The organism is Methylolobus aquaticus (assembly GCF_054172105.1).
On the sequence record NZ_JBSYXP010000024.1, the window covers coordinates 1 to 15,972 of the forward strand.

A 15,972-nucleotide genomic window follows, 5' to 3' on the forward strand; every position below is an offset into this window, starting at 1 on the left:
TGACTCGCGTTCTGAAGTGATTCCGCCGAGCGAGATTGATTTCCGGCGGTAACTCAAGGATAGGGCGGATTCGACACGCCGGAAGATGGAAGGCTCGGTGCTTGACTCCCTGGAATGGTTGTCATCCACTGCGTGACAGTCTCCGCAACGCCAAGCCGTCGACACCGATGACCGATTCCCAAAGCCGTTCCGATTGGCAAGCCTACGCACCGCGGGCGATCCCCACGAAGCATGATCTCACTCAGCTTGAAGCGTGGCTGGAGACCCTACCCGTCCCGAGCCGCCTCCTGGATCTCGGGTGTGGCACCGGCCAGGTGAGTGCCTGGCTTGCCGACCGCGGCCATGCGGTGACCGGTCTCGATATCAATCCAGCCGCGATAGCCCAGGCCCAAACCACCCTGCCTGGGGTCTCGTTCGCCGTCGCGGACATAGCGGCCGCCAATGGATTGCAACCTCCGGACGCCGCCTACGATGGCGTGGTCGTTCAATTGGTAGTCTCGGTCATCGGAGATGCCGCCGATCGACACCAATTGCTTCGCAATGCCTATGCCGTCCTCAAGCCAGGGGGATCGCTCTACCTGTCCGCGTCGGGTACCTCCGACGACATCAATCCCGATTACGCGCACCTCTATGCCAACGACGCTGCGGTGACCGGCGAACCCTTTACCTATCTGTCGCGGGATGCCGCGGGTCAGGTGCTCTACCGCACGCATCATTTCAACCGCGAAGAGTTACAGGCCCTGCTGCAGGGCGCCGGGTACGCAGAGATCGCGATCAACGAACGTGTCGAGGCCAGCAGTCGTCGACCCGAACAGCGCGCAAGGTTCTTCTACCTGTCGGCGCAACGTCCGCACGACCACGGGTGAACTGCGGTGAGTTTTGCCGCGCGCCAGAGCGACCGCACGCTCACATTCAACCGAGTGGCATGACCGTCAGGCGCCCCGGTGGTTCACGCACCGGGCGTGTTAGCTCCGCTCGGAGGCTCCCGGTATTCGCGACGTCAGTCGCGATGGTGAGCCATGCATGTGTTCCGTATTCCGTCGCTTGATCAAGCTCGAAGGGCCGGTGCCGAAGGCCTCGAACGCCCCTGTCAGGTCGAGGAGGACAGCCGCGATGCACTCCTCTGGAATCTGAACGATGAGGAGCGACGGCTGCTCGCGGGCCGGCTGCTGCACATCTGTCGCTAGCCTGACACGTTAAGCGGCTAGAGTTCCAGGCGTTGACCGTGTCACCGCCATGCCGCAATGGCAGCGCCGGAATCCTTGCCTTCGCCGCGCCTTAGGTAGTATCGCCTATGGACTATATGGGGCAAGCCTGTCACGCTTTCCCACTCTCAGCGCATGGGTATCGGCCATGCGCAGGGCTGCTTGGGATTTGATCGTAAGGAGACTCCCCCTTGTCGAAGAACCGCATTGATCAGCGCAGCGATACTTGGCAGTTGGGTTTTAACTCGGCTGCGGCCGGCTGGGCCAACATCCCCCCGGCCGGCGTCGAACACCCGATCTGGCTGGCCGGTTGGGAAGCGGGCAGAAACGCCCACATGGAAACCCGGCGCAAACTCAACGAGGCGTGGCAAACCTTCTGTGTTCAGCGCCGGGTACCCGTGATACTGCCGGATACATTGAGCTAAGCCCGACGTCGGGGCCGGCTGGCCGGTTGCGTTGGGTTCACTGCCGCTCTGCCGTAATCCGGCGGGCTGGCCAGTTGCGCGACGCACTCCCCCATCGTGACCGCATCATCAACGGGTAACGCTCCCTGGTCCATGAGTGCGTCCAGGTAGTGTCTCCTGCACCCAGATGGCCGACCCTTGCAGAAGGGACGCCAGGGATGTCGGCTGTTGTCGACGTTCTGCTGGCATATCCTGTGGGGCAACGCGTCGACGGATTGCTGTCGTACGGGCGCCGGAACGGGAACGGCAGCTTTCGCATCTGGCCACGGCTCGCACCCGACCCTGGGCTGCGAGATGGGTCGCATCAGCTCACGGGTGGTTGAGGTGCCGTTGCAGTGGTCTGGATGGAACCTCGACGCCCGGCGTCATCGTTCCAGGCACGCTTGCCGCAGCATTACCAGCCGATACTTTTCTCCATCGTTCAGAAGGGCGCTTTCGAAACCTTGTGAAACCGTGCCGAGACGTCCCCCGACAACGCGATGTTGTCGGGTTGAAGGATCATGACCGGCGAGCCGGGCTTCAGCTGGAACTTCCCGAGGTTGGCCCAGAGCACGTTCGGGCTGGTCGTCAATTCGAAGAAGTAGCGCTTGTCCGTTAGATCAGCCACGGTGCGGTATTCGGTGTTGTAGATTCCGAAACCCTTGTAGGGTGCGCCGAACGGAACCGATACGTTGCGGGCGATCGCCAGTACAGAGGCCACGGCTTCACGATCGTTCTTTGGTTCCGGCAGCATGGCCGCGTAGTACGCTGCGCGCTGGAAACGGTCAGTTGGCTTGACGTTGCCGGGCAAGGGCAAATCGCTGCTCGGTTTGGAGAAGTCGAGCTTTCCTAGGAGCGCGAGCTGTTCGTCATAAGTCGGGTCGTTCGTCATGATCCGATACTCTCGGCCATGGTGCACGACCCGCTTGCCGTTGACGAACTCGATGATCGCCGAATCGCCGCTGGCATCCTCGATCGCGAGGTGAACATTGGCCTTGTGGCCACGCGCCTCCACGGGGACGACTTGAACGGTGTCGAGGAGTGCCAGCGCTTCCGTGACGGTGGCGGCATTGTCGAGCAGGAACTGCGCCCATAACGCGGCATTCAGCGCGGGCTTGCTCGGATCGCGCGGGCCGAAGTCGGCCGCGTTGAGATAGAGCATGTGGGCGGCCAGTCCGCGCTCATTGAGCCCGTCGGCGGTGCCGATCCCGTAAATGGTCGTGACGAGACTGCCATACTTGGACGTCCAGCGCGCGGGGTTCTCCCTGACGACCACCTCGGACCCCGCGCGACCGCCGTCGCGTTTCATGCCGCGCGGCAGCACGGTCAGCACGGGCTCGGTGGATTCGGGCCAATCCATGGTCCGCGCGACGACGACCGCGACCTTGTTGTCGTTCCATAGAATGCGGGAACATGCATCGACTTCCGGTTGCCACGCCACGAGGGCAGCGGTGACGGCAGCCAGTGCACCGACGACGCTGCGGCCGCTGGTACTCTTGTGAACCTTCATCAGGCGACTCCTGAGGAGTGGAAAAGGGATTCGTATGCAAGAAACAGAAAACGGATCCCATGCCTCCCGACCGACTCGCAGTCGCAGGGCCTCGGTGGATCCCCCCGCACCGCTTCTAACATGGTGTCAGCTGACGAACAAGTACCGCTGACGTTGCTGCTGACAGCCATCCCGGTGGACCTGCTGTTCCGTACCGTTCTGATTCGGCAGCGACCCTTCTAGGCGAGTGACTCATGACTCTGACCTTCGCGCAGAATCCATCCCCCCTGGAAAAAAGCCCCAATCAGGATCCTTAGCGCCTGCCATCGCCGAAGCGCCGGGAATACGCGCTTGTCAGCCACCCTTCACGGTCGTCGAAGGGATCTCGTCACCGGCATGTGTTGACCTCTGCCATCCGCCCGTCTGGCATCTCAACCCGTAGCGGTGAGTCTGGAATAACCGTCTGCCCGATGCTGCAGGGCCGTGCAGGGCCATTTCCGCCTGAGCGGCGGGAAACCGGCACGTTTCCGACCGATCCAGAAGGCAACCTCGATCACCGGGCGGGTCCAGCCCTTCGCGGCCCACAGCTGATCGCATCCGAGCACTGACGACGCAGATCGGCCGGCAATAGGCCAATCATTTCAGCGGCAATTCACCGGGCGACGGACCCCACGATGCGTTACCCGCAAGCACGACGCTGGTCTCGAAGCATCGTTGGCAACCTCGGCAACTGCATCGACATTGTTGCCGAACGGATCACGGTCCAAGCGTTTCAGTGCGTCACACTCCCGAGCCAATGCAACACCTTCTCGAAGACAATCTCGGGCTTGAAAGGCTTGGCGATGAAGTCGTTCATCCCGGCCGCCAGGCACCTTATGCGATCATCGTCGAACGCATTCGCTGTCATGGCGATGATGACGAGACGCTCCCGGCCCGGCATGGCACGCAGTTCCCGTGTCGCACCGAGTCCGTCCAACTCCGGCATCTGCATGTCCATCAGCACGATGTCGTAGTCCGCCTGCCGGACTCTCGACAACGCTTCCGTGCCATCTTCAGCCATCTCGACGGCAAGCCCGACATCCTCCAGCATGTAACCAACAACTTCCCGGTTGATCGGTTCGTCGTCCACGACCAGGATCTTTCGTCCCTGGTAGTCCCGGGTCAGAATCATCTCGGCTGCTTCGGCGACCGGAGCAAGGGCTGGCCGGGCTTCCTGCCCCTTGCCAAGCCGGCAGGTGAACCAGAAGGTACTGCCCCGGCCGGGTGTACTCATGACTCCCGTTCCACCGCCCATCAGCTGCGCCAGACGTTGTGTAATGGCCAGCCCCAAGCCGGTGCCCTGGTATTTACGACTGGTACTGCTATCCGCCTGTTCAAAGGCATCGAAGATCCGTTGCTGCTGTTCATCCGTCATCCCGATGCCGGTATCCGTCACCTCGAAGTGCATCAGATAGCCTGTCGCTTTTTCCTCTTCTACCCGGCAACTCAGCGTGACACTGCCTGCGTCGGTGAATTTGATGGCGTTGCTGAGGAAATTGACGAGAGCCTGTGCAAGTCGGGTCTTATCGCCGCGCAGGATGAGGCCGGGATGGTCACAGATGGTCTTCTGTTCCAATCCCTTGGCCTTGACGCGCTCGCCGATGAGTATCCAGGTGTCGCGGACAAGATCGGCGAGAAGAAAGTCCTCGCTAGCCAGCTCGATCTTGCCGGCCTCGATCTTTGAAAACTCGAGGATATCGTTGATGATGGCCAGCAGGTGTTGACCGGAGATCTGGATTTTTTCGAGGTATTCCTGCTGTCTCTCGTCCAGTTGAGTTCGCCGCAGCAAGCTGGCCATACCCAACACACCGTTCATCGGGGTGCGGATTTCGTGGCTCATCGTGGCCAGGAACGCACTCTTGGCGATATTGGCGGCTTCAGCTCTGATTTTTGCCTCTGCAAGCGCCTGATTGGCTGTCTTGAGCGAGGCACTCGCGGCAGCGACTTCGCGAGTTCGCTCAAAAATCTCCGCCTCCATTCGCGCCGCCTGACCGCTCAGGTCCTCGTTACAACGATCTTGTTCGAGCCCCTTCTTTTTGAGGTGGATGAATTCGGTGACATCCTCAGCCCTGTGGATAATGTAGCGAACACGTCCGTCTTGACCCAGTACGGGTGAATTGATCGGCGTCCAATACCGCTCCTCAAAGCCTCCGCCTTCCTGTTCGGGCCTCCGTACATCATATTTCTGAACCGCCATTGTGTCAGGCAAGGCCGATATCAGCACTCGTTGAAGCGAGGCGTGGAGGTTGCGCACGCCATCGGCATGCGGATCCTCCGGGTTGTCCGGGAATACCTCGAACATACTCTTTCCGAGTATCTCTTCGCGCCGGGTCATGGTGGCCCGGGCATAGGCATCGCTGACTGCTACGATATTCAGCTGGTCGTCGAGTATCAAAAAGAGGCCCGGCAAACCATCGACGATTGCGCGATAGTCTATGCCCTCCTTATTGAATCCTTCTGTCATCATCGACGTCGCTTTTGGCTTATTCACCACGGGATGCCCGATCACCCCGTGACTATCCGGAATTCCCTTTTTCCAGTTGGGAAGTCTATCTCTGGCTGGTGACAGTTCGGCGGACCTGGGTCATCAGGGGGCGTTCCGTCTTCAGGTCACGCTCGGTCTGGCCTTGAAACTTGCGTGGGGAAATACTCCTTTCACCCGAATTTTGCAACGCAGCGGATTTCTGGGGAATCCGTAATGATCCTGACGCACGACTCGGACCTTGTCGTGTCCTTCGCATGTCATCATCTGCCGGCCAGCGGAACCGCAAACGGCTTGGAACGTCTCGACGTCCGCAGTGTGTTCCCGCAGCGCCCGGGAGCGAGAATATCTCACCCCAATGCGCCGCCCTTTCTGCAGGGGCCGGAACATTCCCAACCGTCTCATCGGCTGTTGCCCCCGGCCCTGCCTCCGCCAGTGGGATTACAGGGCGAGGTGCGCCTTCCAGTAAGGCGTCAGGAATACGTTGTCGGGATCGAGCCGCTGCCGCAGCTGGGCCCAGGCTGCCCAGTGCGGGTACTGATTCTGCAGATACGCCGCTCCCGATTGCCCGGCGATGGTCGTCGGCAGGTACTTGCCCCAATGACAGCGAAAATCGTACTTCGCAAAGCGATCCCAGTAACGTTGAAAAAGCGTCGCAACGGGATCCTTCGGCGTATTGGCGAACCAGAACACATCAATGCGGATGACGTCGCTGCCGTAAGAAGGTCCGAGCCAGAATTTGCCAGCCTTGGCGCCGTACAGTTCGACGCAGAATGACCCGGTGTTGTCGGTGTTCTGTCCGGACTGGCCATAGAAGTCGAGGAGTTCGTTCATGACTTCCGGCGCCTTGTCGATCGGGATCCACAGTTCCGTAAACTTGACCGGCATCAGTTTGTCATTCATCTGGTTGTCCATGCAGAGCCCGCTCCACCAGTAGTCACGGAACTGCTGCGGCCCGGTCGCGGGATCGTCGACCGGCACGAATATCGATAGCAGCGCCGGCAGGATCATCGGATAGAACTGCGAAGAGATCAGATCGGCGAACAACCGCGACTCCGGCGAGTTGTTGAACGTATCGGTGAACCAGTCCGGCCAGTTGCCGATTGCGCTGTAGATCATGTCCGCCGCTACCGAAGCCGGGATATTGGAACCGAAGATCGCCGGCACCTCCTGGTACGGCTTGGGCTGGAAACCGCTGACCGGCGGAATCTGTTTCGCCTGCCAGACCACCATCTTCTGCACGGACTCCTGGGGCCACCAGATCAGGCGGGTATACTCGGTCTTCTGCATCCACGACTTGAGATCGTTGGGCCCGGAACCGAACAGGTCGATCGCGCAGTTGTCCACGGTCGAGATCGTTTCGGTACCCTCGATGTTGAAGGTGTCGACGCACCGAAAGGTGGCCGACACGATGAAGCCAAACAGCCCGAGTGCGATTCCGGCGGCATGGAAACCGTCGGGATCCGCGTCATCCACCGAGAAGGTCCGGAGCTGCGGCGGGTTCTCGGCCGTCAGGATCGAGAGGCTGACCAGCATGTCGTCGAAGGAATAGATCAGGGAACCGCCGGAGGACCCCGTCGACAGGAAGCCACCCACCGTCTGGTGCGTGATCCCGCCCATCTCGGGAATCGCCCAACCGTGCTGGAACAGTTGGTAGAAGAGGCTGTTTTCGAGCGTCGACCGTCCGGTCGGGTCGTAGGGATCCAGCCCCAGGTGGCAGCCGCCACCCACGGTGACCTGCTGCTTGGCGTCGTCGAACGAGACCGAATCGAAATACGACATCAGCACGTAAAGACAGGCGTCCGTCGCCTCACTGTCCGGGATCAGCGGGAATGAATGCCCCGAACCCCGCAGGCTGATGGGCCTGCCCGTCGAACGCGCGCTCTCGATCAAGGTCGACAGATCGTCAGTCGTCTTGGGCAGGTAGTACAAGACGCCGTTGACTGGAAGTGCTTCGATGCTGGACAGGGAAGTCATGACCGGATTGGACCTCAATCAAGCTGCAGGGCCGCAAAATTGCGACAGTCACTGTATGCGACCCTAACCGCCGGCTCAACCGGATTGTTCTTGAGGCGGAGCAATCCCGGTGCATATCCGTATCGCATCGAGCCGGAGTGATCGTGTCGCCGACCGAGTTCTGTGCGCTCCCTGAATGTCGGCATGCGACCGGCTCCGCGCCATTGTCACAAAGATGACAAAAGCACTGCCATCTGTCGAAAAAACGACAAAGTCAGCATGGGACGCAGGCCTGCCGCAAAAACATTTCCAACTTTGAGACAATCACTTACGTTGATGGCACGGTTATTTCCTGAATTTGAGGGAGAGAGCGATTGAGCGGGACATGCGCGGCCGAGGCGCAAGCGGTTGTCCTCGCAACGAGGGGCCGCGCCCGCGAGTTGGGGTCCCGTCGCCATCCAGCACATAGCCGATATTGACGAGGTAATGCCATGCCACAACAAACGACTGACGTGAAACCGGCCGATGTCGCGACACTCGATCATTCGTCGCCGCCAACGAAGGGGGAACGTACCGACCGCGCCGAGCGAACCGTCCTCGTCGTCACCGCACCACCGAGGCCCGGCAAGATGAGCTGGAGCATCGCGCCACTGTAAGGGCATTACCCCTTCAAGACGACCGGTAGAAAGGCCGGCCTCGACGGGCGTTGGGTAGAGGCTCCGCCCGCCCTCGAACCCGCACGGCCGCTCAGGAGCGACAGAACCGCAAACGGCAGCCTGCTCCGCATTGAAAGGGATGGGTTTCCGTGGCTTCGGAGGCGGTCGAGTCGGGCCTCAGCCCGACCACCATATATCGCCCATGGCCTTCGCTTCGTAACTGAAGGACGGCGATGCGGCCAAGGTAACGTGCCAACCGAATCCCGTATTCGTGGCGTTTGCGCCGGTGACCGCCTACCTATCGCGTAAACCCACGGACGGGCATGTCAGCCTGGGCTTACCCCGCCCTGCGGCCCGGGCCTTCCGAAGAACCGCCGACGCAGTCGCACCCCCCGCCTGAAAATCCTGGTCCCAGGCAAACGCAGCCTTACGCCTTGACACCAGGAAAACCCCGACGCACCATGCGGTTGCAATAGGCTTAAGCCTATTCGCCGTCCTGATTTCCCGACGCACGGGGGCTCCGAGAACCACCATGGCGGCTCGGACGGGAGAGCCAAGGACACTGGTCTCACTTCACTGGAGTCTGGCCGGGATGCCTCTCGCCGTCATGTCCCCAGCCGACTCGTCATCAGTTCCTGGAGGAACGGGTATGCGTCAACCCTTCATGCTTCGTCGAGTTTCCCTTGCCCTCGTTGGCACACCTCTGCTGGCGGTTACCATGGCCGCGCAGGCGGGCAACGTCACCTTCCGAAAGGTGTACGACGTCAGACAAACCCCGCCCGGAATCACGCTGGGGCCCAGTCAATTGATGGCGATGCCCGGAGGTGTAGAGAACGCCCCGGCATTTGACGGTCGTTATGTTGTCTTCCCGCTGACGGTGGCGGGTGCGGCGCCCCTCTCGAGCCACTTATGGTCATACGACACGCAGACCGGAACCCTGGCGCGATTGGTCGATGACACCGTTCCCTATCCCGGGACCGGCAGCGCCTTGATAGGGTACGCGACCGGCTATGGTTTCGCGCCGTTCAATGTCGATGCGGGACGCGTCGCCTTCAGCGGCAGGACGATCACGCCGTTGGGCGAACTCTACGGCTTTCTCGGCAAAGCCGCTCACGATCCGGCGGCGCCGACGATCCTGGTCGACACGAACACCGCCGTTCCGGATGCTCAGGGCTACACCGGCAACTTTCACCGTTTCACCTTTGGCGCCGCGGTCGTCATCGCCCAGGACAATGGTCTGCTGATATTCAATCAGGACACGGCTATCGGCGATGGCGGAAGTTATCGCGTTCGCAACACGGGTGGCACCGTGTTCGAGATTGCGGACGACCGGCTACTCGGCGGGACTAGCACACTCTTTAACCCGGAATGCTGTCAGCTGTCGGACTACAACAATCGCAGAATGGTCTCGGACACGAGCAACGGCTTCGGCACCGGACCTATTGTTTCCATACGGGATACCGGCGCGGAACTGGAGGTGATCGTATCGGCCGAACGCGGCGACAAGGTGCCGAGCGATCCCGCGCAACGGGTCTTTGACAACTTTCGACTCCAGGCACCGCAGATCGAGAACCGGAGCGTCGTGTTCATGGGTGCTGCAACGCCGATCTCTGTCGGGGGAACGCGGGATCTGGCTGGAATCTACAGCTTCATCTACAACGCCGGCTTGCCCCGCGCGCCCGGCACACCGGACACCCTGCCCCCCTACGCGCCGGGACGAGTCATCCGTTTGGTCGACTCGAACATGGCAGTTCCCGGCGGCACGGGCAAATTCACGCGCGACGACCCCCTACAGGGCACCCTGGCGGGCGGCGGCTTCAGCTTTTCCGGCACCAGTGTCTTCTTCCTGGGGAAGGACGAGGCCGGCAAACAAGGCCTGTACCACGTTTCGTCCCGGGGCGGCGCGATCAAAAAAATCGTCGCGAATGGCGACACCCTACCAGATGGACGCATCGTCGCAGGTCCCAATGGCAGTCTGAGCGACCACTTGTCGTTACAGATCGATAGCGCGGAGAGCGACGCGGTCGCGGTCAAGCTGACCGTGAAGAACGGTGGCGCCGGCAGCACGCCGTTCAACGCGGTGTACATTCTGGGAAGCGAGGGCGTGCCGGCAAGTCCGGTCATGTGCAACGGCCAGCGCGCGACGATCCTGGGCACGTCCGGAGACGACACGATATACGGCACGCCCGGTCGGGATGTCATCGCCGGCCTTAACGGCAATGACACGATTTTCGGCTTGGGCGGCAACGATGTCATCTGTGGCGGCGCAGGCAGTGACACGGTGAACGGCGGCCCCGGCCAGGATACCTGCGCGGCGGGCGACACGAACACCAGTTGCGAGGTCACGCCCTAGTTCAATCCCTGCTCGGCAGCGAGCCGTCAGCCGCGGCGGCTCGCCTTCCGTGACGCGCAGCGACATCGTCTCGCTCGCCGGTTCCGTTCGCGATCCCTGGCCACCAACACGCCAGCCCTGCGCTCAGCCCGGGCGGTCCAGCGCCGCCTGCAGCACCCGCGCCAGATGCACACTCTCCCGGCCCGCACCATCGTGAATCTGATGGCGGCAACTGGTGCCGTTGGCCACCACCAGCGCATCGTATTCCGCCTGCCGCACCGCCGGCAGTAGCGACAGCTCGCCCATACGCATCGAGACGGCGTAGTGCTCCGCTTCCAGGCCGAACGCGCCGGCCATCCCACAACAACTCGACTCGATCAATTCGAATTCCAGGCCGGGGATCAGGCCCAGTACCTTGCGCATCGATTTCATCGCCCCGAAGGCTTTCTGGTGGCAGTGGCCGTGAACCAGTGCGCGCCGGGCCGGCAAGGGCCGCAGCGACAGTTCGAGCCGCTTGGCGTCGTGCTCCTTGGCCAGGAACTCCTCCAGCAGCACCGCGGACTTCGCGACCTTGGCAGCCGCCGGTCCGAGCCCAAGCGCGAAATACTCGTCGCGCAACATCAACAGGCAGGAGGGTTCCAAGCCGATGATTGGGAGTCCACGCTCGGCGTAATCAACGAGCGCAGCGATCATTCGCTCCGCCTCGGCGCGCGCCTGCGCCACCAGCCCGTTCGACAGATAGGTGCGACCACAACATAACGGGCCCTGCCCCTCCGTCGAACGAGCCATATGGATCCGGTACCCCGCGGCTAGCAACACGTCCACGGCCGCCTGCGCGTTGTCCGGCTCGAAATGGTTCGAAAACGTGTCGACGAGCAGCACCACTTCGCGCCCCTGCGGCATCCCTAGCGGTTCGCGTGACTGTCCGTCGAGGAAGCTGCTCGAGCGGCCCTCCGGCAGCGAACGCTGCGTCGCAATCCCGAGCCAGCGCTCACCCAGGCGGGCCAGTATCGGCAGACGGTTGCGCAACCGGATGAGCCAGTTGAACCGCCCCAACCACGGCGCCAGGCGCGGCAGACTGGCCAGCAAGCGCTCACGCAGCGGCGGCCCGACCAGTTGACCCCAGCGCTGGGCAAGCGACTCGACGCGCAGCAGGGCCATGTCCACGCCGTTCGGACATTCACGCTTGCAGCCCTTGCAGCCTACGCACAGGTCCATCGCCGCTGCCAACTCGGGGCCGATGAACGGCTTCGGCCCGTATTCCCCGTTTAGCGCCGCCTTCAGCGTCGCCGCGCGATGCTGGGTCGAATGCGCCGGATCGTCCGTCACCCGGAAACTCGGGCACATGACCCCATTGCCGGTGCGCTGGCACTGCCGGTTACCGATACAGACGGCGGCCGCCTTGCCGAACGCACCGCCAGCCGACGGCGTGGCGGCAAAGGCGTCGCCCAGTCCATAGCTGTCGTAGGGCGACCAGTCGAGTTGGGTATCCATCATTCCTGCGTCCGCGGTCTGGATCGGGAGGCGACTGGGGCCCGTCGCGCGGCTTGGTGACGCGATCGCTGCCGCAACCGATGCGCCGGTATCCCGACAACACCTCCCGCCGCGACGAGCCGGGATCGGGTCAGCGTGGCTGCAGCGCAGATCCGATTCTTGGTGCAGCAAATCGGGTGCCAGGAAGTGGTCATTCCTAAGCCACTGAATTTGCCGCCAACTCGTCGCACGAGCCGAGCAACGGAAAGCCTCCGCCCTGTCGCAACCCTGACAAAAAGCTCCAAGTCCCGGACTTTCGTCGGTGTGGCAAGGCCCGCTTTGTCAGCTTTGCGACAGGGACGAAACGATCGCACGGCCGGTACAACATCATGATAATCAGACACCTGTAACACACAACGGGGATGGCGGACATCTTGCTTGCTCCGACAGGTAACACCCGTTGCCCGATCGACGGCGAGCACGAGCGGACTGGTGGCACAAGCGCCATCGGTCATTTTCGGCGAGACGATTGGGCCCTCGCACCGTTTCGGTGAAATGCAGCGAATCGGCATTCCGGCACGACCCTGCGCCGAACCGGACGAATGCAGCGAGCAACCCGTCGGAGACACCGAACCATGACCAACCGGATGCCACCGCAGACCATGCAACGCAAGACTCCGACCCAACCCGGCATCACAGCGCCCCGGTGGACCGCTGCGGCAACGCCGCTGGCGCCACCGCTAAAGCTTTTCGCACAGTGGGCAGAAGACGTCACCTGCGTCTTCGAGCGCGATCCGGCCGCGCGGAACCGCTTCGAAGTCGTGACGACCTATCCCGGGGTCCATGCCATCCTGCTGCACCGTCTGAATCATCGGCTTTGGCGTCGCGGCTTCCGCTATGCCGCGCGCTGGCTGGCCTTTTTTTCACGCTGCTGCACCAATGTCGACATCCATCCGGGTGCGCGGATCGGGCGCCGCTTCTTCATCGATCATGGTGCGGGCGTGGTGATTGGGGAAACGGCGGTCATCGGCGACGACGTGACGCTCTACCATGGCGTGACGCTGGGCGGCACCAGCTGGAGCAAGGGCCGGCGCCACCCCCGGCTCGGCAATGGTGTGCTGGTCGGCGCCGGCGCGAAAATCCTGGGCCCGATTGCGCTCGGGGACAATGTCCGTGTCGGCGCCAACTCGGTGGTCGTCAAAAGCGTGCCGGCCAACAAGACCGTCGTTGGCATTCCGGGGCGCGTGGTGCAATCCCGGGAAGGCGTCGCGATGAACCCGAGCGGGGTCCATCTGGACCACGACCGGATCCCCGATGTGATCAACCAGACGCTGGCAGAACTACTGGACCGGATCGCGGTGCTCGAGGGCCGTCTGGAAGCGGCCCAGCCCGCCGACATCCGGGATGCCGGGGCCCCGATCCCGAAACTGGAAGCCGTCGAGACCTGCGCCTGCGCCACCCCGCACAGGCAATCCAAACCCGGATTCCAATAGGCTCACCGGACACTACATCCGGGGCATCCCGCGGGGTCCCAGGCCGGCATCGCGCCGGCCGGGTATCACAGACCGCCACGCCTCACATCCCCATCGCACCGCAGCGGAGCGCCAAATCCTGGCACCCGAGTTGCTTGATATCTTCTACAGACGAACGTCAACAGCACCAAGAGGGAACGGCTGCTCCCGGATCGGCACCCACTCGTGCCCCTGCTGCCACCCACTTTGCGGAGTTACCTGTGTTGGCCAAAAGCGAATCGCAAGCAGCTGAAACTGCTGATACTTTACAGCTCATCACGATCTACGAGATCAGCAAGATCCTGGGCTCGTCCCTGGATCTGTGCAAGGGTATGCGGGATGTCCTGAACCTGCTGTCGTCGCACATGCACATGTGCCGCTGCATGATCGCCTTGGTGCAGGACAGCGGCGACGTGCATATCATTGGGGCAAGCGGACTGAGCCAGGACCAGATCGATCGCGGCCGGTTCCGCAAAGGCGAGGGCATCATCGGCCAGATCATCAAGACCGGCCTGCCCATCGTCATTCCGAACGTTGCCGACGAGCCCCAATTCCTGAATCGCACCGGCTCGCGCGAACTGGCTAACGGCGATGTAATCGCCTACGTCGGCATCCCCATCAAGATCGCTGACGAAACCATCGGTGTGGTCAGCGTAGATCGCGACATGAGCGCCTATCGCGGCTCGCTGCAGGACGATGTCCGGCTGCTGAAGATGGTCGCGAACCTGATCAGTCACACGCTGCGGCTGCACCGGCATGTCGCGACAGAGCGTGAGCAGTTGATGCACGAGCAGCATCGCCTGCAAAAGGAAGTTCGCCCCGTACAGGGGCTGGTGAACGTCATCGGCAACAGTCGCCCGATGCAGGACGTGTTCGGCGACGTGGAGCGGGCCGCGTCCGTGCACTCGACCGTACTGCTGCGCGGCGAAAGCGGCACCGGCAAGGAAATCATCGCCAACGCCATCCACCAACTGAGCCCGCGACGCAACGGCCCGTTCGTCCGAGTCAACTGCGGTGCCCTGTCCGAGACGCTGCTCGAGTCGGAATTGTTCGGGCATGAGAAGGGCGCCTTCACCGGTGCGACCACCGAACGCAAGGGCCGCTTCGAGTTGGCCCACGGCGGAACGTTGTTTCTCGACGAGATCGGCGAGATCTCGCCGGCCTTTCAAGTGAAGCTGTTGCGCGTACTGCAGGAGCGCGAATTCGAACGGGTAGGCGGCAACACGCCGATCCGGGTCGATGTGCGTCTGATTGCGGCCACGAACCGGAACCTCGAAGCGGCCGTGACGGAAGGCGACTTTCGTGCCGATCTCTATTTCCGCATCAATGTCATCTCGATCATCCTGCCGCCGCTCCGCGAGCGACGCGACGATATCGCGCCGCTGGTCGAGCACTTTCTGGAGCGCTTCAATCGCACCAATGGCCGTCAGGTCAGCCTGTCGCCCGAAGCGATGCAGATCATGACCGACTGCTACTGGCCGGGCAACGTGCGCGAGCTGGAGAACTGCGTCGAGCGGACGGCGGCCATGACCAAAGGCAAAACGATTCAGGACATCAACCTGCCCTGCCAACGCAACATGTGTCTGTCGATGGCCTTGCGGCCGGTCACTCAGATGGTCAGTCCGACCCCGAAACTGCCGGAGTCCGCCAGCGCGCCGCTGCCGGCGCGCGATGCGATCTCGCATCGGCATGGCGAAGAGGCGCCGCAGTTCGCCTCGACCCGCGAGAAGCTGATCTGGGCCATGGAGGAATGCGGCTGGGTGCAGGCCAAGGCGGCCCGCTTCCTCGGCATGACGACCCGGCAGATGAATTACGCGCTACAGAAATATAATATTGAGATCAAGCGGCTTTAACGCCGGTCCGACCTTACAGCGCCAGCTAAAGAGCGCTGCCGTCATTCAGTCCCTCTCGTCATGACCGCGGCGCGGCAGTGCCTGCCCGACATGCATTGCCGCACGGCACCAGGGCGAGCTGCGCTCCCCGGCTTTCTGGGCACGCCCTGCCGCTGCGAACAACCCATCCGTCGCATGCGGTCGGGACACGGCCCCTTCCCGCCACCTTTCCCTGAGATACGACGGCCGGCGAGGCTCCGGTTCGTTCGACACCTGCGCCGATCTTTCCGCCAGTACCGCGCATCGAGACCCGGAGAGCGACACGCCTCCCGCCCCTGTCGTCTTTCCGACAAAGTCCGACAAAGCGCAAAGGTTTTGTTCCCCTCCGAACAGCGCCCAATCCGCCTAGATCGAGCTTATCAGACTGTTTTGCTTGGCTACTTTCCCATGGTACGCCGTTTGCTTTGATCAGCCTGACACAAGTGCTACGCCCATCGGCTGCAGACCGCCCGTCTGAACGGCGGCCAGCGAGACCGATAAACGGCAGCGCGCAG

The 15,972-nt window shown here is 62.2% G+C and carries 11 protein-coding genes; 7 read left to right on the plus strand and 4 right to left on the minus strand.

The genetic code is table 11. The annotated features are described in order from the left end of the window. Window positions 1-167 precede the first annotated feature (167 nt). The 3 genes from ACW73L_RS20830 to ACW73L_RS20840 all read left to right on the plus strand — a co-directional run bounded on the left by ACW73L_RS20830 (window position 168) and on the right by ACW73L_RS20840 (window position 1,630). Window positions 168-866 carry a class I SAM-dependent methyltransferase gene (locus ACW73L_RS20830; protein ID WP_498924490.1) on the plus strand — a complete coding sequence of 233 codons (699 nt, stop codon included), beginning with the start codon at window positions 168-170 and terminating at the stop codon, window positions 864-866. A gap of 153 nt (window positions 867-1,019) precedes the next feature. Further along, on the plus strand, window positions 1,020-1,187 hold the full coding sequence (locus tag ACW73L_RS20835) for a hypothetical protein (protein ID WP_498924491.1): 168 nt from the start codon (window positions 1,020-1,022) through the stop codon (window positions 1,185-1,187). A gap of 209 nt (window positions 1,188-1,396) precedes the next feature. Then, a complete protein-coding gene (locus tag ACW73L_RS20840; RefSeq protein ID WP_498924492.1) occupies window positions 1,397-1,630 on the plus strand; it encodes a hypothetical protein in 234 nt (77 codons plus the stop codon). Window positions 1,631-2,090: 460 nt separating this feature from the next. On the opposite strand, the gene ACW73L_RS20845 is transcribed toward ACW73L_RS20840, so the two are convergent. From ACW73L_RS20845 to ACW73L_RS20855, 3 genes are all read right to left on the minus strand, one after another. Further along, complete coding sequence (locus tag ACW73L_RS20845) at window positions 2,091-3,158, minus strand: linear amide C-N hydrolase (protein WP_498924493.1); 1,068 nt, start codon at window positions 3,156-3,158, stop codon at window positions 2,091-2,093. A gap of 751 nt (window positions 3,159-3,909) precedes the next feature. Next, complete coding sequence (locus ACW73L_RS20850) at window positions 3,910-5,685, minus strand: PAS domain-containing sensor histidine kinase (RefSeq protein WP_498924494.1); 1,776 nt, start codon at window positions 5,683-5,685, stop codon at window positions 3,910-3,912. Window positions 5,686-6,099: 414 nt separating this feature from the next. Then, complete coding sequence (locus tag ACW73L_RS20855) at window positions 6,100-7,635, minus strand: D-arabinono-1,4-lactone oxidase (protein WP_498924495.1); 1,536 nt, start codon at window positions 7,633-7,635, stop codon at window positions 6,100-6,102. Between the two features lie 470 nt (window positions 7,636-8,105). On the opposite strand from ACW73L_RS20855, the gene ACW73L_RS20860 reads away from it, so the two are divergent. Next, complete coding sequence (locus ACW73L_RS20860) at window positions 8,106-8,270, plus strand: hypothetical protein (RefSeq protein ID WP_498924496.1); 165 nt, start codon at window positions 8,106-8,108, stop codon at window positions 8,268-8,270. A 649-nt stretch (window positions 8,271-8,919) separates the two neighbouring features. Continuing rightward, window positions 8,920-10,623, plus strand: coding sequence for a calcium-binding protein (locus ACW73L_RS20865; RefSeq protein WP_498924497.1), 1,704 nt, complete (start codon window positions 8,920-8,922; stop codon window positions 10,621-10,623). A 123-nt stretch (window positions 10,624-10,746) separates the two neighbouring features. Here the strand turns inward: ACW73L_RS20865 and ACW73L_RS20870 are convergent, their stop codons facing one another. Beyond that, window positions 10,747-12,096 carry a (Fe-S)-binding protein gene (locus ACW73L_RS20870; protein ID WP_498924498.1) on the minus strand — a complete coding sequence of 450 codons (1,350 nt, stop codon included), beginning with the start codon at window positions 12,094-12,096 and terminating at the stop codon, window positions 10,747-10,749. Between the two features lie 614 nt (window positions 12,097-12,710). On the opposite strand from ACW73L_RS20870, the gene cysE reads away from it, so the two are divergent. Both cysE and nifA read left to right on the plus strand, forming a co-directional pair. Beyond that, window positions 12,711-13,568, plus strand: a complete 858-nt coding sequence (cysE, locus tag ACW73L_RS20875; RefSeq protein WP_498924499.1) for a serine O-acetyltransferase — start codon at window positions 12,711-12,713, stop codon at window positions 13,566-13,568. 242 nt (window positions 13,569-13,810) lie between these two features. Further along, a complete protein-coding gene (nifA, locus tag ACW73L_RS20880; RefSeq protein WP_129883123.1) occupies window positions 13,811-15,439 on the plus strand; it encodes a nif-specific transcriptional activator NifA in 1,629 nt (542 codons plus the stop codon). Window positions 15,440-15,972: the final 533 nt, after the last annotated feature.